This window comes from Gordonibacter sp. An230, assembly GCF_002159915.1.
In the GTDB taxonomy this organism is placed as follows: Bacteria; Actinomycetota; Coriobacteriia; order Coriobacteriales; family Eggerthellaceae; genus Rubneribacter.
Genome location: NZ_NFJP01000005.1, coordinates 142,445 through 161,181, shown reverse-complemented (window position 1 = coordinate 161,181; position 18,737 = coordinate 142,445). Strand labels below are relative to the sequence as shown.

The 18,737-nt window shown below is 63.7% G+C and carries 10 protein-coding genes and 1 pseudogene; 5 read left to right on the top strand and 6 right to left on the bottom strand.

Going from position 1 to position 18,737, the window contains the following annotated elements; all coding sequences use genetic code 11:
* The first annotated feature begins 4 nt into the window (after nucleotides 1-4).
* Together B5F40_RS04280 and nrfD are read left to right on the top strand one after the other, a co-directional pair.
* Nucleotides 5-637, top strand: coding sequence for a 4Fe-4S dicluster domain-containing protein (locus tag B5F40_RS04280; RefSeq protein WP_087193138.1), 633 nt, complete (start codon nucleotides 5-7; stop codon nucleotides 635-637).
* Nucleotides 637-1,494 (top strand): NrfD/PsrC family molybdoenzyme membrane anchor subunit, encoded by an 858-nt coding sequence (gene nrfD, locus B5F40_RS04275; protein WP_087193137.1) that lies wholly within the window; start codon nucleotides 637-639, stop codon nucleotides 1,492-1,494. Before B5F40_RS04280 ends, nrfD begins: the two co-directional genes overlap by 1 nt.
* Here the strand turns inward: nrfD and B5F40_RS04270 are convergent.
* From B5F40_RS04270 to B5F40_RS04260, 3 genes and pseudogenes are all read right to left on the bottom strand, one after another.
* Entirely contained in the window at nucleotides 1,491-1,736 is a 246-nt protein-coding gene (locus tag B5F40_RS04270) for an HAD hydrolase family protein (RefSeq protein ID WP_087193136.1), read from the bottom strand. The genes nrfD and B5F40_RS04270 overlap by 4 nt on opposite strands.
* Nucleotides 1,733-2,946 (bottom strand): annotated as a pseudogene (locus B5F40_RS04265) (ATP-binding protein). The gene B5F40_RS04270 and the pseudogene B5F40_RS04265 overlap by 4 nt, the downstream one beginning before the upstream one ends.
* A 286-nt stretch (nucleotides 2,947-3,232) precedes the next feature.
* Nucleotides 3,233-4,024 carry an HAD family hydrolase gene (locus tag B5F40_RS04260; protein WP_087193134.1) on the bottom strand — a complete coding sequence of 264 codons (792 nt, stop codon included), beginning with the start codon at nucleotides 4,022-4,024 and terminating at the stop codon, nucleotides 3,233-3,235.
* Nucleotides 4,025-5,244: 1,220 nt separating this feature from the next.
* On the opposite strand from B5F40_RS04260, the gene B5F40_RS04255 reads away from it, so the two are divergent.
* On the top strand, nucleotides 5,245-6,402 hold the full coding sequence (locus tag B5F40_RS04255) for a helix-turn-helix transcriptional regulator (RefSeq protein ID WP_162610880.1): 1,158 nt from the start codon (nucleotides 5,245-5,247) through the stop codon (nucleotides 6,400-6,402).
* A 1,067-nt stretch (nucleotides 6,403-7,469) separates the two neighbouring features.
* Here B5F40_RS04255 and B5F40_RS04250 read toward each other — a convergent pair.
* Nucleotides 7,470-8,894: a helix-turn-helix transcriptional regulator gene (locus B5F40_RS04250; RefSeq protein WP_087193132.1), complete on the bottom strand. Its 1,425-nt coding sequence runs from the start codon at nucleotides 8,892-8,894 to the stop codon at nucleotides 7,470-7,472.
* 187 nt (nucleotides 8,895-9,081) lie between these two features.
* Here B5F40_RS04250 and B5F40_RS04245 point away from each other — a divergent pair, with 187 nt between their 5' ends.
* Both B5F40_RS04245 and B5F40_RS04235 read left to right on the top strand, forming a co-directional pair.
* Nucleotides 9,082-10,800, top strand: a complete 1,719-nt coding sequence (locus tag B5F40_RS04245) for an FAD-dependent oxidoreductase (RefSeq protein WP_087193131.1) — start codon at nucleotides 9,082-9,084, stop codon at nucleotides 10,798-10,800.
* 829 nt (nucleotides 10,801-11,629) lie between these two features.
* The gene (locus tag B5F40_RS04235; RefSeq protein ID WP_204217325.1) at nucleotides 11,630-13,552 is read left to right on the top strand and encodes a flavocytochrome c; all 1,923 of its coding nucleotides are present in this window, start codon (nucleotides 11,630-11,632) and stop codon (nucleotides 13,550-13,552) included.
* Nucleotides 13,553-13,626: 74 nt separating this feature from the next.
* On the opposite strand, the gene B5F40_RS04230 is transcribed toward B5F40_RS04235, so the two are convergent.
* Both B5F40_RS04230 and B5F40_RS04220 read right to left on the bottom strand, forming a co-directional pair.
* Nucleotides 13,627-15,249, bottom strand: coding sequence for a helix-turn-helix transcriptional regulator (locus B5F40_RS04230; protein ID WP_239442906.1), 1,623 nt, complete (start codon nucleotides 15,247-15,249; stop codon nucleotides 13,627-13,629).
* A 1,482-nt stretch (nucleotides 15,250-16,731) separates the two neighbouring features.
* The gene (locus tag B5F40_RS04220) at nucleotides 16,732-18,582 is read right to left on the bottom strand and encodes an ABC-F family ATP-binding cassette domain-containing protein (RefSeq protein WP_087193127.1); all 1,851 of its coding nucleotides are present in this window, start codon (nucleotides 18,580-18,582) and stop codon (nucleotides 16,732-16,734) included.
* Between the last annotated feature and the right edge of the window lie 155 nt (nucleotides 18,583-18,737).

The window sequence follows — 18,737 nt, the reverse complement described above, 5'->3', positions numbered from 1 at the left end:
GATCATGGCTGATCGAAAGTATGAGATGTTGGTCGACCTCTCGCGCTGCATCGGCTGCAACGCCTGCGTTATAGCATGCAAGATGGAAAACGAGGTCCCGCTGACCAAATTCAACACCTGGATCGAGAGCTGGGATGTGGAGGACGGCGCCGGATTCATCCGCCGGGCAAACCTGCCCAAGCTGTGCAACCACTGCGAGAATCCCGCTTGCGTCCACGTATGTCCCACGGCCGCAAGCCACGTCGCCGACGACGGCACGGTTCAAATCGACGTTGACAAATGCATTGGCTGCAAGTACTGCATGGCCGCCTGCCCCTACGGCGTGCGCTGGTTCAACGACGAATCGGGCGATGTCCATAAGTGCACGTTTTGCGAGCATCGCGTAAGCAACGGACTGCTGCCAGCATGCGTGGGCAACTGCGTGACCGGAGCCCGCATGTTCGGCGATCCGAACGACCCCGACAGCGATCTGTCCCGCCGCCTTGTCGAAGCGCCGGGAACCGAAGTGCTGCTGGAGGACATGGGCATGGCCCCCTCGGTGCGCTACGTGGGACTTGACGACACAATGGGCATGACGCGCGTCTCCGCCATCCACCAGGGCGGCAACGTGAAGACGCCCTACGAGGGGAGGCAGTAATGGTTTGGGACGGCATCGTCGCATGCGACCTTTTCTGCGCGGGAATGGGCGCATGGACGTTCATCTTCACCGCGCTCGCATGCCCGCGCGCCGAAAAAGCGCGCACCGTGAGGCTGGCTGGGTTCGTCGTAGCCGCGGCATCCGTGGCCTTAGGCGCGCTCATCTTGGCAGTCGACGCGAAAGGCGGGCTTTTGCATCCGCTTCGCTACTTCAACCTGCTGGGGAACTTCGGCTCCGTGATGATGTGGGGCGTCGTGCTCATCAGCCTGTTCCTTGTCGGAGCGCTCGCATGCATCGTTTCGCTGGCGCGCTGCCGGGTCGTCCCGCGAGCGCTTGAGCTTGCCTGCGTTGCACTTGGCCTGGGCGTTTCGCTGTACACGGGCGTTTTGCTGGGAACCTCTCCGGCATTTCCGCTGTGGAACCTCGCCGTCTTGCCTATAGCCTTCCTCGTATCGGCTGCGTACAGCGGGTACGCAGCGTATGGGCTTATCGACCGCTTCGCCGGAGGCGAGAGCCACGACCTGCCCGCATGGGTGCGCGCCGCGGGCATCGCGCTTCCGATGCTGCTGGCCATCGCGATCGCAGCCCTGCTCATGGTGGCGGCAGGCACGCAGGGCAGCGGAGCAGCGGCCGCAAACGCTTCTGTGTCGAACTTGGTTTCAGGATCGTACGCAGCACCGTTCTGGGGAGGCGTCGTGCTCGTCGGCATTGTAGCTCCTCTCGCACTGGCCGCCGTCCGTCTGCGACGCGAGAACGCGGCGAGCTGGCTTCCCCTTGCGGAGTGGGCGCTCATCTTGGTGGGCGGCTTCGCGTTCCGCTATGTCGTGGTGATGGGAGCCGTGCCCGTCTTCGCTTAGGACCCCCCCGGCATGAGAGACGCTGTCGAGCTGCGCGATCCCCTCAAAAGGGCGCGCAGCTCGGTCTGCACCGCGCGCTCGGCGTTCGTCCCGATCGCGCGAGAGGCGATCTGCCTGATGGCGGGACGCACGTTGCCCATAGACACGCTTGCGCCGGCCATGCGCAGGATCTCGTAGTCGTTCATGGAATCGCCGAAGGCCATCATCTCGTCGGCGGCGGGCCCTTGGTCCGCAAGCCTCACGCCCCAAGGGCCCGTGCAGGAACCACGAGCACTCCGTCATCGCGTCGAAAGGCAAGGGAACCAATCCCCTCGACAACAGCGAGGAACGAAGGCTCGCGACCCCCTGCGGACACGATCTTCCGTTTGAGCTTGAGCAGGTTCGCCGCAGCCGCATCCGCTTGATTGTGCCCTAGCTTCACCTCGATACCCGCCCAAGCCCCGTCGGACGCTTCGATGATGGCATCGACTTCGAGTCCTTCTTTGTCACGATAGAAGAACACCTTCGCATGGCCTCCGCGTAAACGAGCAAATCCCTCATGCAAAGGGATTCGAACAGGAACCCGAATGTGTTGAGGTCGCCAAGCAGCTTCGCGCTCGACGCTCCGAGGATGGCGGCAGGAAGGGAAGGGTCGACGAAATGGTATTTCGGCTTCTTGTTGACACGCAAAGACGACCGGAGGTTGGGAGCCCACGAGGGAATCTCCTCAATGACGAATACCTTCTCCAATGCCCGGAGGTAGTCGGCAACGGTTTCGGCCGAAAGAGGGGCGCTCGACGCGTCGGCAGTCATGTCGCGTATGAGCGTCTTGTCGGTTGTCGCCTGCTCCATGGTGCGCGCCAGCGAATGCAGGAGTCGGGAAACCTTCTCCGGATCGCGCCTTATTCCGTCAACGCGAGACAGGTCGTCCGAGGAGAGCGTGTCCACATAGTTGCGCGGCATACGCTGGGCCGAGGATTCGGCAGATTGAAGCGATCCCGGCCATCCACCTCGAACCACCAGATGGATAAGCACCTCGAGCGTCGTCTCAGGAGCCTTGCGCAAAAGGACATCGCCTTCGAACAAGCCATGGAGAGAGACTTCGGCAGTTGAATCCCCCGACTCCTGAAGGGTCATGGGACGCATCTTCAGCTTTTCGATACGGCCAACGCCACTGTGCCTCGGCTTGCTTTCACGGGGAACCGCCGACCCAGTCAGAACGAACGTGGAGGACTTGCCAGTTCGGTCAACCTCGTTTCGCACCGCGTCCCAAAGCGATGGCACCTCCTGCCACTCGTCAATGAGGCGGGGCGGGTCGCCCTGCAGAGCAAATGACGGCGCAAGCTCTGCCATTTCCCGGTTTTGGAAGCTGCCCGACGGATCGAGCAAACTTATCTCGCTGTTCGAAAAACTGCGCCCGGTCCACGTTTTTCCGCAATATTTGGGCCCTTGGATGCATACGGCACCGAACACCTCCAAATCCTCCGCAATGCGCTTGTCGAGGAGACGCGGAAGTTATCGTTCGTTTTTGAGTTGCCCGTACATAAGGGTGTATCCCCCGATCCATCGGTTTACCCTGCATTTTGGAGATACTTTCCTCTTTGTTTTGCCAATATTCAACTCTTTGTTTTGTCGAGAATCTATCCTTCATTTTATCGAATGAGTTGATTGCCGAATAATCGTCCCAATGGCTCTGATCGCCCTCCATGTTGCCGAGAACCGCAAGGGCAAGGCGGGACGGCATGCGAAAGCGAAGCCCTCACCGCGCTCCCAGCAGGCGCTCCAGTTCGCGCTGCACCGCGTGCTCGGCGTTCGTCCCGATCACGCGAGAGGCGATCTGCTTGATGGCGGGACGCGCGTTGCCCATAGCCACGCTTGCGCCGGCCATGCGCAGGATCTCGTAGTCGTTCATGGAATCGCCGAAGGCCATCATCTCGTCGGCGGCAATCCCGTGGACGGCCAGCACCTGGCGAACGCCGGTGGCTTTCGTCACGCCGCGCTGCATGACGTCGATCCACCGGCGGCCCGAGGGCGCGAACACGAAGTCGTCGCCCAGTTCGCGCGAGAGGATGTAGGCGAGATCCATTGGGTCGTCGTCGCAGTACACGGACGCCTTCAAAATGTGAACCTGGGGTGCGGGCACCGAGTGGATGCGCACGGGGCTCGGCAGGTTCTTGTCCTTCTCGCGCTCGAAGCGCGCCTCGTCGTCGAGCAGGTAGCTGCGCGTCTCGTCGAACAGCGCCAAATGCATGGCACCGAACTCGTCCACGATGCGCGCGAGCCGCCGCACGGCCGCATGCGAGAACACCTCGAGATCGGCCAGCTCGCCCTCCACGTACACCTGCGCGCCGTTCGACGCCACGAAGTCCATGCAGTCCGCAACCGGTTCGAACAGCTCGCACAGCGTGTCATAGCGCCGTCCCGACGACGCGACGAACCGGATGCCCGCATCGCGCAGCCTCCGCACGAGGTCGAGCGCGCCTTCGGGCACGCGTTCGCGCTCGTCGAGGAACGTTCCGTCCATATCGCTGGCCACAAGCTTGACCGCCATCGCTTCCTCCTGCCTTTGCACCCTTTGCGCCTTCCAGCATGGTCGGCATCTTCATGGTAAGCCACGAGGCGCGACCGACGCGACCGCAAACGAAAGCTTTGCGAGGATTTGATCCAGCGGTTACAAAACGGGGAACCCAACTTCTGCGCCGACCGCGCTCCGATCCGGTCGCGCGCCCGCAGCCGCTTGACGTTCGCCACCGACCCCGCACCCCGCCGCACCGGCGATTCAAAGGATGATCGGCCCGGGGTCCTGCCAAGCTCCGAGGAATCAGCACATTGGCTGCGACCCACCGACCCCGCTCGCGCAAAACGCATCCGCGAACCCCCCCCCTTTTTTTCGAATTCGTCCGCAGAGCAGCTTGAGGCCGACCCCACCAAAAGGCAAGAGCGGAACGGACCGACGCTCGCAGGATCCCGGATCGCGCCCCTGCGACGGGACGAAGCGAAAAGCCGCTCCGTCGGACAAGGAGCCCCACGCCGGAGAGATCTGCGTTGCGGGCAGGCTGGCCTCTGCCGATCTTGGTTTGGCGGCGTATCGGCCCCATCCGCCGCCAAACGGCCGTTGACACGGACACGCGTTCGCGGATATCGAGCCGAGCCCTCCGATTGAGCGTTTCAGGCTCCCCCGCCCGACGAGCGGGGCCTCCCGAAGCGCTGGCAGGGCCTTGCGCAACGAACCGACCCTATCTCTGCCAACGGCGGCTTATCGACAGACGGCCCTTGCGAGGCACGCTATTCGCCAGATCGCCATCGACCTCGGCAAAATCGAGAGCCTCCATCAAAACATCAGGTGCGTTTTCCCAGATCGCATGTTCTTCTTACAGACCGCAGGGCAGCGAATCCGGGGCACGACGCAACAAAGATGCGACTTTGATGGAGCCCGATAGCAATCCGACGCATTTTGCGTCGATGGAAAGACGGGAGCAACGGCGATCCGCGCGCAGCGAATCATGGCGCCAAGGAGCGAACTCGAACGAGCGGATCGAAATGACGACGGCGGCCCGCGCAAGAAGCAACCGACCTTACGCGCCCCGCGGCCCGCTCGAACAAACCCCCAGCTCACGCTTCCGCAACCTGAAGGTGCGCAAAAAACCGCGAAACGCGCGCTCAAGTTGGTGGAGTGGACGAGAGGACATCGGCATAATGGGCCCTGCGAAGCGCCACTTGACCGAAGGCGTTTCGGATATCATGTAAGCAACCATGAAGAAGGAGCCTCGTATGAGTTTCGCCGAAAACCTTGTCTGCCTGCGCCAGCTCCATGGCATCACGCAGGAGAATCTTGCAGAGCAGCTGGGCGTGTCGCGCCAGACCGTGAGCAAATGGGAGGCGGGAGCGAATCACCCCGAGATGGACAAACTAATCGCGCTGTGCGATCTGTTCCATGTGGGCATGGACGATTTAATGCGCGGCAACGTTCGCATCGTCAAGGAGAGCGACACGGAACGCTATGACCGTCACATGAACCTCCGCAGCGCATCCATCGCCATCGGCGTTTCGTGCATCATCGCAGGCGCAGGCCTGCAGCTGCTGTTGGCGGCGGTTGGGCTGCCGGGCAACCTGCAGGTGACGGCGATGCTGTCGTGTCTGGTCGTCGCAGCGTCCATTCTCATCGTCGCAAGCCTTGGCCATCGAGAGTTCAAACGCCGCAACCCGGACATTGAGCCCCACTACGCCGACAAGACGCTCGACCGGTTCGGCCGTCGCTATCCCGTGTTCGTTGCAGCAGGAGTCGCGCTCGCCCTCATAGGCATCATCGCGATGATCGGATTTGCACCTTACGGAAGCGCAAGCCCAAGCGAAAACGCGCTCGAAAGCCTTTCCACTCCCATTTTCGTGTTCACGCTCGCCGTGGCCGCGGGGCTTCTCGTCTGGGCCACCATGCAAAAATCGAAGTACGACCTTTCCGAACTCACCCACATAGCGCACGGCCAAGATGCCAGAACGGTATCGCCGGCCACCGTTGCGGACAAAAGCTTCGGTCGCGTGCGCGCCAAACGCATTATGTGGGCGGCCTGCGGCGCCATCATGTTGCTGGCCACCATCGTGTTTCTCATATGGGGCTTCGCACCGTTGCTCGACCAGATCGGCGCAGGAGGCAGCGTGAGCGGCAAGGCTCTCGAAGACACGCTGCGGGATGTCGTTCGCGAGGGTCGGGGAGGCTTCGCCGTCAGCTGGATCTCGCTTGTGGCGGGCATCGTTGCATGCGGCATCGTGTGGATGGTCGGCAACGCAGCACTCAAAACGGAAGGCTGCTGGGCAGACGCAGCGTTCAAAGAGAACGCCCGCCCGAAACGCACTCAAGACGACGTTCCGCAAGATCGGCGGCCATGCGGCGTCGAAGGGAGGGGCGCCACGTCGTGCGAACGGACGCGATAAGTTTGCACCATCGCAATCACGCCGTCTTCTCTGCAGGCAAAGATCCTCAGTAGAGTGTTTGAGGCAAGCAAGGTCGCGATCAGATACCACATGGCCGCTGGCCGATCGAAAGCGAGAGGAATGCGCACCCAGCTCTGCAGACGGCTTGCGCGAAGCTTGCATGCCAATCCGCCGGACGTCGGAAGGATCTCGTCGCCCGGCGGATCGAAAGCCAGCTTCCTCTGCCCAAAGCGCACGCCGACCGAACCGTCCCGCTGGACGAGGGCACCGCATGGCGCAGGAGCGTTTACGCGGCGTTCACGCTGTAGCGCCACAAGGTGGACACCGCGAAATCCTGCCGTCGCAAACGCAGAGGGCCCCGCATTCTGAATGCATAAGCACGGGCAATCTGCCGCGCACCGCCCATCACGAACATGCAGAATGGGGAAGACCACCCGCATCGTCAATGCCGACAGAACCAGGCAACGCCCCCTCCACATCAAAGGGATGAACATCTATGCGCAACTTGCCCCAAAGGGCAAACGGCTTCCCTCATTCGCACGCTCGACTGGGACTTCCTTGGATTCGACCTGTGCCGAGCTTGGATTTCCCTCGTTTTCGCATTGCCCGCGCCGGCTATGCCCGCCACCGACACGGCCGAAGAGGCCCGGCCCTTTCTCCCCACAGCAGCCGCGCGCCTCTTTTTGCTCGTCACCTCGCGAAAACCCCTTCGCCATAAATACGCGCTTGCGCTCCCTGCGGCAGGGGCGTTTTCATTCTGCGGGATTCTTCTGGCTCTGGCAGGAATGCAGACGGAGCGAGGCTTTCTCGCGATAGTCGGGCCTAGACGAACTTTTACCGAGCGTCCGCCATCGCGCTGCCTGTGCGCCCGTCGCCGCGGAAACGGCGCGCAGACGCCCGGCGCGTGCGCGCCGACAAGCGGCTTCGCCGTCCCAACCCAGCTGCGGCCGCGGTGCCGAGCGCAACCTGAACCCGACGAGCAATAGCAGAACCCCTCCCGCTCCATTCCCGCAGCACCTTCACGTCGCGCCCCGATCAGCAGCATCCCTCCCGATCCGCACAGCCACCTACCCTCGCAGCGCCGCAACGAACTCCTGGAGTTCTTGGCGATTCTTCACGCCCACTTTCCGGTAGATATGCCGCGAATGGGTCTTCATCGTCGAATCAGCCACATACAACTCCGCACCTATACGCGCAAGCGTATAACCGCGCATCATGAGCACGAGCACCTCCTCCTCGCGGCGCGTCAGCCCATAGCGCCGAGCCACCCGCGCGCACGTCTGCGTCGTGCGCTCCTCCTCGTCGAGCACCGTGAGCAGCTCAGTCCCCTGGCTGCGACTCGCGACGCCCCAAGTCGTTGCGAAATCGCGGTCGGACACAAGCGTCATCGACAACGCCACCATCAACACGACGAGCCCCGAGATGACCACCACGAGCATCGCGGGATCGGCGTAGAGCGGCTTTCCGAACGTCGAAGCCAGATTGCCGACGAACGAGCCTATCGAGCGGCTCGCTTGCGTGATGCCGAAGATCCACACCGCATTGACGCCGTACCGGTACGAGATGCCGCAGAACACCGCCGTGACGAAGATCGAGAACAGCGCGTAGGCCGCGTTCGAGCATAATGCGGCGGCCACTCCGCTCCATCCGAAGCTCATGAGCACGAACAGAAAACCGGCCACCAGAACAGGCACCGAAACCTGGTACAGCGATTTCACCTCGAATCGGTCGATGCGCCAAAACACCGCCACGAGAACCCCGAGCGCCGCAACGCACACTCCCAGCAAAACGGTCACCTGATCCTCGGTTCCGATGAATCCATGGATGGTGGCGTTCGAGAACCCGAAGGCTCCCAGCAGCAACAGCGGTCGCACCGAGATGGTCCACCCCGTTTTCTGCCGCTCGCCTTGACGGTACGCCGCGTTGCGCGTTCGGGCGTTCGCCTTCAGCAGCATCGCCAGCGATCCGAGGGGCATGAACGCGGCGATGACCGTGACGGCGACCTGAGAGGCGATCGATTCGACGAAGAAGGTCGTCAGGGCCGACGCGAAATGCGTCAGCGTGAAGTACACGAGCACGTGCATGAGCCCCATCTGGGAATAGAGCTCCAACCACGTCAGATAGAGTACTGCGAGCCCTGCGTTCAACAGGATCGAGAGCAAGGCCGCCGCCGTCCACAGCGGCACTCCCGAAAGCGCCAGCGGAGCCGCGGCCAGGCCGGCGGCGCCTGCGGTCATCATCGCCGCCGCTCCCGCCACCAACGCAGTGCGCTCGAGCACAGTGCTCAAGCGCCTTGCCAGCAAGGCAAGCGCCACGAACACGGCCGGCCGCACCAACTGGGAAACCCAGCCGAGAGGAAACGGCCCCGCATCAGACACGGCTCCAGCCAGCCGCATGCCGACGATCGTCGAAAACGACACGACCAAGAACAGGCCGAGACACCACCCGCTGAACTCGAACCGCGCTTTGCCTTGAACCTGAGAATCGTCCATTCAGCACCCCTTTCCTATAGTAAAGCAAAAAAGGCCGTATTCATCCCACGCAACATGCAGGGTGGACGAAAATCCCCCCTTGATCCCCCTTCGCCTCCACTGTGGCTCCCACGGAGAAGACACCATACTGGCGACATTCAGGCGGGAGCAGCGATCCCGGGGATATCCGTTCCAAGGAGGGAGCATCATGAAGCAAGAATTGTCTCGCAGGTCTTTTCTCGTGGGAGCAGGAGTGCTGGGCGCCGGACTCGCCGTGTCCATGGCAGGATGCGCGCCGCAGGCAGCCGGCAGCAAAGGCGCGAGTTCGCAGGCGACCACGGCGTCAACCACCGACGGCCCGGCATTCCTCGCCGCGCCCGAACCCATCACCGATGTCAAGGAAACGCTCGAGGGCGACGTGGTCGTGGTGGGACTCGGCTTGGCGGGCGTGTGCGCGACCCGTGCCGCCGCCGAGGCGGGCCTGAAGGTGGTCGCCTTGGAACGATGCCCGGAGCCGTCCGCCCGATCCGGCCAATTCGCCGTCTTCAACTCAGACCGCGCTCGCCAGATGGGCATCGAAGATCTGGACACCGCCGAGCTGGTCAACGAGATGATGGTCCAGACCGGGCATCGAGCCGACTTCCGCATCCTCAAGACATGGGCAGACAACTGCGGCGAGGCATTCGATTGGTACACCGGCGCATACGACGGGCTCTTGTGGCAGATGCCGGACGGAGAGAAATACGACGCCGATTCGCAGGTGTTCATCAGGGCGAGCAACGTGTTCGAGCCGTATCGGTTCGGCGTCGACCATGAGCGCGTGTTCTCGGGCACGATGTCGTTCAGCGCCCCGGAACGCGGCGGGCACAAGCCCGTCATGCTTGCCAACTTCGAGAAGGCGCAGGCCACCGGCAACGTGGACGCTCGCTTCAACGCCCGAGCCCGCCAGCTGGTGAAGGACGGCGAGCGCGTGGCGGGCGTGATCTTCGAGGATGTCACCACCGGCGAGCACATGCAAGTGAACGCCAAGAAAGGTGTCGTTCTGGCAACCGGCGGGTACGTGCGCAACGATGAGCTGCTTGCATACTACATCCCGTGGATTTACAACATGAAGGACAGGTACGCGTTCACCTATGCGCACATGGATGTCAATGGAGACTTCACTGACCAAGGAGACGGCATGCTCATGGGGCACTGGGCAGGCGGCCATATCGAAGAGGGCCCGCACTGCGCCATGGCTCATGGAGATCTTGGCAAGCTGGGCGTCGATGCGTTCTTGCAACTGAACGCGCTGGGAGAGCGATACATAAACGAGGATCTCACGAACGATCATTTCGGCTCGGCCATCGTACGCCAACCCGACGCCACCATATACCAGATATTCGATGCGAATTTCCCCGAGCAGGTCAAGCATATGCAATCGAGTTTGGGAGCCGTCACGAGCGTCTCTCCCGAAATAGCGGCAACGGTAGACGAATGGACTTCGGCCCAAGGCAGCACTATCGACGAGCTCATTGAGAATCTCGACGTGGACGCAGCGGTGGCCGCAACGATGAAAACCGAGATCGAACGGTACAACGAGCTGTGCGAGAAAGGCTTGGACGAAGATTTCGGGAAAACGCCTGAAAGGATGTTCGCGCTGAACACGCCTCCGTTCTACGCTATCCGCTACGAAGTGGACGGCGGTCCGAGCACCGAGAACTCGAACGCACTGCGCTGCCTCGTCACAATGAGCGGCCTATCCACCAACAAACATGCGCAAGTCCTCGATGAAAACCTTCATGTGCTGCCCGGTCTTTACGCCGTCGGCAACACGCAGGGCGGGCGCTTCCTAGGCGATTACCCCACGACCATCGCTGGTGCCAGCCACTCCATGGCTATGACGTACGGCTACCTCACCGGCAAATTCATCGCCGAGCAAGGCTAGGGCCTCTCCACCCGCGACGGCAGCTGAAAACCGTCTGCGCCCTCCCTGTCCGCGACGGCAACTGTAAGCCGCCGTCGCACTTCTGTAGCCCGCGGCGACCCCTCCCGCCGCAGGCACCGCAGATGCCCCATGCGGCGAATGATTGAACGGCGGAACCTTCCGTCAAACCAGCATCGCGCGATCCACCATGCATGGCCAAACTCCTTTACAACGCTTCAGCGCAAAATCCGCCAGATTATCACCGGTTTCGGCAAATTCGAGAGCCCCGATAAAGCATCCAGCGCGTTTTCACGATTCGCACCTTCGCTTGTCGGATCGCAAGGAGGCGAAACCGGAGGAAGGCATAAGTCCCGCTTCCACCAGAACCTAGCAGCAATCTGGCGATTTTTGCGTCGAAGAGAGCGTCTCCGCCGTTAAGCAGGGAGTGACAGAAGCCAAGCTGGCTTGCCACCCGCGACTCCGCCGGCACCTCGAAAGACCCTCGCCCGTCGAGCGAGACGGGGACTTCCCAGGCGCCCGAGCAGGGCCCGAACCAGAGATCCGGCGAGCGCGGACCCGGGCCGGCGGCGGTTGGCAGGGAGAAGGCAAACTCTCCGCCAACCGCCGCCGGCCCGACAGAAAACCCCGCCCCCTTTTTTCGGGCCGATGACGTTACGAGACAGCCCGAACGCATCCCATCGGCCCCGTCTGCGAAAAAGTACCTTTTGGACACCGGTGAGTACCCTTTGCGTCTAGTCCCCGCACCCTCCCCAGCCCTACGATTCCGAGCCGTAGGAAACACCGAGTGCCCGCACAGCGCGCAGCGCAGCGGGCGAAGGAGGGATCGCACATGAGGGATTCTCACCACAGCGACGCACTCGAGGCGGTCGCGAAGCACGGTGCCGCAAGCGGCGCGGCGCTGTTCCAGCGAGGCGGCGTCACCCGACGGACGTTCTTGGAGGGCGCGGCATTCATCGGCGTCTGCGGCTCCGCTATGGGCTTCGGCCTCGCAGGATGCGCGTCGCCGAGCGCGGGATCGGGCGCGAACGGCACAGCGCAGGGTTGGAAGGCGGGCACGTACACCGCCAACGTCACCGGCCACAACGCCCCGTTCACCATCGACGTGACGTTCTCGGAAAGCGCCGTCACCGCCATCGACACCGCCACGAGCCAGGAATCGCTCGGTGTGGGTGCCTCGGCGCTTGAGACGCTTTCGAACCAGATCATCGAGTACCAAACGCTCGACATCGACTCGGTCACCGGCGCCACGCTGTCCAGCATGTGCCTGCAACAGGGCGTGAAGGACTGCGCCGAGCAGGCGGGCGCCGCAGACGCGCTCGAGGCCGCCCCCGGACCCGACGACAGCGTAGAGGCGTCCTACGATGCCGACGTGTGCGTCATCGGGGCCGGCGGCGCGGGGCTCACGGCGGCCATCGCCGCCGCCCAAGCAGGCGCCCAGGTGGTCGTGGTGGAGAAATGCGGCATCACGGGCGGCTCGACGAACGTCTCGGAAGGAGCGCTCAACGCGGTCGACCCCGAGCGCCAGCAGAAGCAGGGCATCGAGGACTCCATCGAGCAGTTCTACCAGACCACGTACGAAGGCGGTCACGAGCAGGGCACGCCCGAGCTCATCCACTACCTCACCGACAACGCCCTCGACTCGGTTCACTGGCTCGAATCGCTCGGCGTGGAGTTCAAAGAGGAGGTGGGGTCGGCCACCGGATCGCTCGGCGAGCGCAGCCACTACCCCGCCACGCCGTCGGGCAACACCTACATCCGCTCCTTCGAGGCGTTCATCGAGGAGCATCCCGACCAGATCACCGTCCTGCACGAGACGCGGGCCACGGAACTCGCCCTCGACAGCGGCACGGTGACCGGCGTGAAGGCCGTGCACCGCGGCAGCCAGAACGTGGCCGTGAACGCGAAGTCGGTCGTCATCGCCACGGGCGGGTTCGGCGCCAACGTCGAGTACCGTCAGCAGGTCAACGACGGGGTGTGGGCCGACGTGAAGCTAGACGACTCCATCGGCTGCACGAACATCAAACCCTGCGCGCAAGGCGAGGGCCTCAAGCTCGCCGAGAAAGCGGGAGCCCAGCTCATCGGCCTGTCAGACATCCAATTGCATCCATGCGGCACTCCCGGCACCGGTCTTATGGAGGACATCCGCACCTCGGGCCGCAATCGCGTGTTCGTGAACAAGGACGGCGAGCGCTTCGTCAACGAGGGCGCCGAGCGCGACACGCTGTGCAAGGCCATCTTCGCACAGCCCGACTCCACGTACTGGATCGTCGTCAACAAAGTGCGCTACCCCTCTGAGACCGAACCCGACTCCAACGGCGCCACCATCGAGAACATGCTGGCGCTCGGCCATATCGTGAAGGGCGAGACCATCGAGGATCTCGCGCAGCAAACCGAGATGGACGCCGCGAAGCTGCAAGCCTCCATCGACGGCTACAACCAGGTGGTCGCAGGCGAGATCGAAGACCCCTTCGGATTCACGGCCAACAACACGGCCGACGAGCAGATGACCGAAGGCCCCTGGTACGCATGCCGCAAGGTGCCGACGGTCCACCACACCATGGGAGGCATCCGCGTCAACGTCTCGTCGCAGGCCCTCGATGCGAACGGGCAGGCCATCCCCGGCCTCTACGCATGCGGCGAATGCACCGGCGGCATCCATGGCAGCAACCGCCTCGGCGGCAACGCCATCGCCGACTGCATCACTTTCGGTCGCAACGCCGGCGCGCAGGCGGCTCGAAACGCCGGGGCTTAGCCCGAGCACGCTTGGCCCGAGCAGCTTCTAATCCGAGCCTCGCCTGACCCGAGCAAACTCTGGCCCGAGCATGCCTAGCTCGAGCCGTCAGGCTTCGCGCCCGCAGAGCCTTCCCTGCCGAGGCCCGCGCCTTCGCCGTGGGCCTCGGCCACTTTGTCGAGCAGCTCCTGCTTGGAGTGGACCTGCGCCTTGCGGTACACCGTCCTCGTGTAGTTCCTGATGGTGTTCTCCGAATAGCTGAGCGCCCGAGCGATGAAGGCGCGGCTGCGTCCCTGCGCGATGAGCGACACGATGGCCTCCTCGGTTTCGCTCAGGCCGAACCGCTGTGCGAAGGCCTCAACCGGACTCGCAGGGCCTCGCCCGCAAGCGGCTGCACCCGCGCTTTCGACGGTGCGCCCGCTTCCGGTCGCACGCGCATCTGCGCCCTCGGCCTCCCCCTCCCCTTCGAAGGCATCGTCCCTCGCAGTTTCAGACGCGCCGCGGCACAGCTCGAACCCGACCGGCCAATCCCCCATGAAACGCGGGCGCATGACGAGCGTCGCCTCCACCAAAGCCACGATAGCCATCGCGATGAGCAGCCACAGGCCGTGGTCGAGCGCAGGCCCCACCGCATACACCACGATGCGCCCCGCGGCCATGCACAGAAGCGAGCCGCCGTACGCCACCGCGTACACGATCGTCGTGGGCTGGAGCACGTGGCGTCCGATGCAATAAGAGAAGAACACGAGGGGAATATAGAAGCAGGTCACCGCGTTGGTGAGCAGAAACGCGCTCGCTTCCTCCGAGCCGGCCTGTCCGCTCATGAGAAAGCAGATGCTCGCCATCATGAGCGCGTTCTGGAACAGCCAGTACCCCGAGAGCCGAAACGAACGCCCCCGCACCAGCACGAGCCACACGACAAGCGCAACCAGTGCCACGACCAGCACCTGGTGAATCGAGCGCACAGCCTGCGACAACTCGCGCTCGCGCCCGTCGGGATACCCCAGCGCCATGCCCAGCAAAAACGCGTACAGGAAGAACGCGGCCAGCGTCTGCGCCACGCCGCGCCGCAGCGGATCCTGCTCGTACAGCGTATCCGCGCCCGGAGCCTTGCCCGCTCCCTCCCCGGCGCTCCCTCGCTCGTCGAGCCGCGCCATGGCCTGCCAGTAGGCGAACACCGACAGAGCCGGCACGAACAGGTTGACCATGCCCGAGACGGCGGGATCCAGATACCCCATCGCAAGCGACAGCGCGCACGAGAGCGCCAGCCCGCCCGCCGCATAGAAAAACGCCTCGCCGGGCCTGAGCCGTTCGAGGAAAAACACCCAGATGACCTCGCCTCCGACAAGCCCCACGCCGCCTACCACCACGCGCAGCGCCTCGAAATCAGCCGTGTTGAAGAAAAGATCGATCAGGTACAGCACGCTCGAAGCCGTCATCAGCACAAAACCCGACCACGCGAACACGCCCCGCGTCGCCCGCGAGAAGCCGTTCCGATGCGCGAGCAACACGAGCAGCGCCATCACGGCCACGCGGGCGATGTTCGCGCCCACCGTCACCATGCCCATATCCGCGGAAAAGTGCAGGTTGTAGAAGTTGAACTGGTACCAGAGACGGTAGAGCCCGATCCCGAAGAAGGCGAGGCTCAAACCAGAGAGGAACGTCGCCTTGAACGCCGCGAGCGAACCGGTATGAAGATACCGGTCAACAGCGGGCACGCAAGCGCCGCCTCCCCTTTTCTCCCCTTCGATCATAGCGAAATCATATCATAGCAGGTTCCCACACGGAAAATCAGCCGAGTGCGCCTTTTCGCGCCGCCCCCTGCGCGACAGCGGGCATCCCGACCTTCACAAGGCGGAAAGCCCCGGCGACCCAATGCCTGAACGAGGAGGGCGAGCCGATCAAGGGCATCCCGACACCCGCAGGGCGGAAAGCCCCGGCGACCGACGCACCCACGGCGTTGACCCCGAGCGTCGTGAGGGCTCCCGGCACCCGCAGGGCGGAAAGCCCCGGCGACCCCCTCGCGTTCGCGGAACGGCGAGCTCCGGCAGCCCCCTCCCCGTATCCGCAGGAAAGGGACGTCCTGGCGGACTCTTCCCGCATCCTCAGGACAGCGAGCTCCCTGCAGCCCCCTTGCGTCCTCATGACGGCGAGCTTCGACAGCCCAGTCCTTCGAGACATTCGCCCGTCGCCTCTTCCTGACTCCGGCACCCGCAGGGCGGGGAACCCCAGTGACCGCCTCGCGTTCGAAAAACAGCGAGTTCCGACACCTTTCCTCGGCAGCCTCGGAACCCCCTTGCTCCCGCAGAAAACCTGCCAGCACGGATGCCCCCGACGACCGCAATGGAAGCTCTTTCCACAGCTCCCTCCGGCACACAGAAGCAAAAAGCACCTAAAATCCCTGCCCGCTTCGTTTGGATGGGAAGCATGCCTCTGCCAAGCCATGACCGACACGAGTTCGCGTCCGCTGGGTATTGAGCCCAAGCTCTGCGGCCGGGTGTTGCGGAAGCCTTCCGGCGGATGAAACCCATGCCGTGCCGTCGAAGCTGCATGCGGCAGGTTGGATCGGCTCACGCCAACGGCGGCTTAGCGGAAAAGAAAGCACCCCTCTGCTAAATCACCGTTGGCATGAATATGCGTTCGCCTAGCCCCAAGCCGAACCTCCTCCTATCGGGTGTTTCGGACTCCCTCCCTGCCCAACAAATGGAGTCCTTCGAAACGTCGGCGGAGCCTTGCGCGGCGAGCCAGCCCAGCCTATGCCAATGGCGGTATTGCGACGGAGAACGTGCATTTTGGCACAAAATTGAACCTGTGGCAACGATTCGGAGGGTTTTTGAGTCGATTTCCAGCTACCTCTTTTCAAAACCGCAGGTCAGCTTTTTTCAATCATCCGATCTATTGCCACAGGTCGAAATTCGTGCCAAAACGCTGGGCAGAACCATTGAGCCAGGAATTGGCAGCGGCGGCCCTTCCCGGCGGCCCTTCCCGGCGGCCCTTCCCGGCGGCCCTTCCCGGCGGCCCTTCCCGGCGGCCCTTCCATTGCGCCCGCAAAACTACCTACGCGCATGCAAGCCTTTCAGCGGGCGCAATGGAAGGGCGCCCTCAACAAGAACCTCGCAAGCAGTTTCTCGAAGCGCGATGTCTCCCAACCGGAATGCGCAAACCGCATGCCCGCCCTTCGGCATCCGGCCGCCCGCCGCTCACTCTCCCAGCTTCTCGGCAGCCTCGAGCCACTCCTCCTCCAACGCGTCGATCTGACGCTGCAAATCGTCCACCTGGGATTGAAGGTCGCCGAGAACGGTGAAGTCGGTGGGATCGGCATCAGCCATCTGTGCGCGAACGTCGTTGATCTTGCCGCGCAGCGTGCCCGTCTTTCGCTCGTTTGACTGCATGAGCTTGCGCAGCGCGCGCTGCTCGCCGCCGGAGAGTTTGGCGGCCCGGGCGGTTTCGGCCGGCGTTCCCGCTCCAGAGGGATTCGAGGCCCCGGGGCGCGCAACGCGCTGGCCGACAGGACCGCCCGCCGCAGTGGCGAAGGGACGGGAACTCAGCTCCAAATACTCCTCGACCCCGCCCGGAAGATGGCGCAGCTTGCCGTCGATGAGGGCGAATTGATGGTCGGTGACGCGCTCCATGAGGTAGCGGTCATGCGTGACCAAAAGCAGCGTGCCGGGCCAACCATCCAGCAGGTCCTCCACCACGGCCAGCATGTCGGTGTCCAGATCGTTTCCCGGCTCATCGAGGACGAGCACGTTCGGCTCGTCCAGCAAGATGAGCATGAGCGCCAACCGGCGCCTCTGCCCGCCCGACAAATCGCGCACCGGCTCGTTGAGGTCGGCGCGCGAGAACCCCAGCTTCTCGAGCAGCTGCGCGGGCGTCATCTCCTTGCCGTCGAGCATCGTGCGGCGGCTGTAGCGTCCGATCACCTGCCGCACGCGGTCGCCGCCCACATCGGACAGGCCGTCGAGATGCTGCGACAGCACGGCGAAGCGCACGGTCTGGCCGATCTTCACGCGCCCCGCGCTCGGCTTCTGCAAGCCTTGGATCACGCGCAGAAGCGTGGTCTTCCCCGCGCCGTTGCCGCCGACGATGCCGAAGCGGTCGCCCGGGCCGACGATCCAGTCCACGTCGTCAAGCACCGTGCGCACCGAGCCGTCCTCGCCCTCGAACCGCACCGTGACGTGCTCGAGGTCCACCACCTGCTTGCCAAGACGCGCCATGGCCATGCGCTTGAGGGCCAGCTCGTCGCGCAAGGGCGGCACGTCGGCGATGAGCGCCTGGGCGGCGGCCACGTGGAACTTCGGCTTCGTCGCGCGCGCCCGCGCTCCGCGCGAGAGCCAGGCCAGCTCGCGGCGCAGCTCGTTTTGACGCTTCTGCTCGGCGAGAGCCGCCAAGCGGTCGCGCTCCACGCGCTGCATGATGTAGGCCGAGAAGCCTCCTTCGAACGGCTCGACCGCGCGGTCGTGCACCTCCCACATGCGCAAACACACCTCGTCGAGGAACCAGCGGTCGTGCGTGACCACGAGGAGCGCCCCCGCCCCCTGCCTCCAACGACCCTTCAGATGCTCCGCCAGCCACGCAATGGCGCGCACGTCGAGATGATTCGTCGGCTCGTCGAGCGCAAGCATATCCCAATCGTCGATGAGCAGCCGCACGAGATCCACGCGCCGCCGCTGACCGCCCGACAACGCTCCCACCCGCGCATCCCAGGGAATGTCGGAAGCCAGCCCGGCGATGATGTCGCGGATACGCGCGTCGCCCGCCCACTCGTACTCGAGCCGATCACCCACGACGGCCTCGCCAACCGTGGCATCGTCGTTCAGATCGTCGAATTGCCCCAACACGCCAACACGCACGGCGCCATTTCTCAGAACACGTCCCTCGTCAGGCTCGAGTCTGCCTGCCAGAAGATTGAGCAAGGTGGACTTGCCATCGCCGTTGCGTCCCACGATGCCGATACGGTCGCCTTCGTCTACGCCGAGCGACACGCTCTCGAACACCGTCTTCGTGGGGAACTCAACCCGCACTTTCTCGCATCCCAGAAGAAACGCCATGCCGCTCCGTTCTTCGCCGTCATCGTCCGCAGGCGATTATAGCGCACGCACGGCTCGGCGGGCGGCATCCCGCCCGCCGAGCCGCCAAAGCTCCGCCGACCGAACCGTTCGGAGAGCGCGCAAGTCCCAACTAGCGCGGGGCGGCGCCTCGCCAC

Excerpts from the sequence above, each read along its gene's own strand:
- B5F40_RS04280 (WP_087193138.1), top strand. The coding sequence starts at position 5 with ATGGCTGATCGAAAGTATGAGATGTTGGTCGACCTCTCGCGCTGCATC.
- nrfD (WP_087193137.1), top strand. The coding sequence starts at position 637 with ATGGTTTGGGACGGCATCGTCGCATGCGACCTTTTCTGCGCGGGAATG.
- B5F40_RS04260 (WP_087193134.1), bottom strand. The coding sequence starts at position 4,024 with ATGGCGGTCAAGCTTGTGGCCAGCGATATGGACGGAACGTTCCTCGAC.
- B5F40_RS04255 (WP_162610880.1), top strand. The coding sequence starts at position 5,245 with ATGAGTTTCGCCGAAAACCTTGTCTGCCTGCGCCAGCTCCATGGCATC.
- B5F40_RS04250 (WP_087193132.1), bottom strand. The coding sequence starts at position 8,894 with ATGGACGATTCTCAGGTTCAAGGCAAAGCGCGGTTCGAGTTCAGCGGG.
- B5F40_RS04245 (WP_087193131.1), top strand. The coding sequence starts at position 9,082 with ATGAAGCAAGAATTGTCTCGCAGGTCTTTTCTCGTGGGAGCAGGAGTG.
- B5F40_RS04235 (WP_204217325.1), top strand. The coding sequence starts at position 11,630 with ATGAGGGATTCTCACCACAGCGACGCACTCGAGGCGGTCGCGAAGCAC.
- B5F40_RS04220 (WP_087193127.1), bottom strand. The coding sequence starts at position 18,582 with ATGGCGTTTCTTCTGGGATGCGAGAAAGTGCGGGTTGAGTTCCCCACG.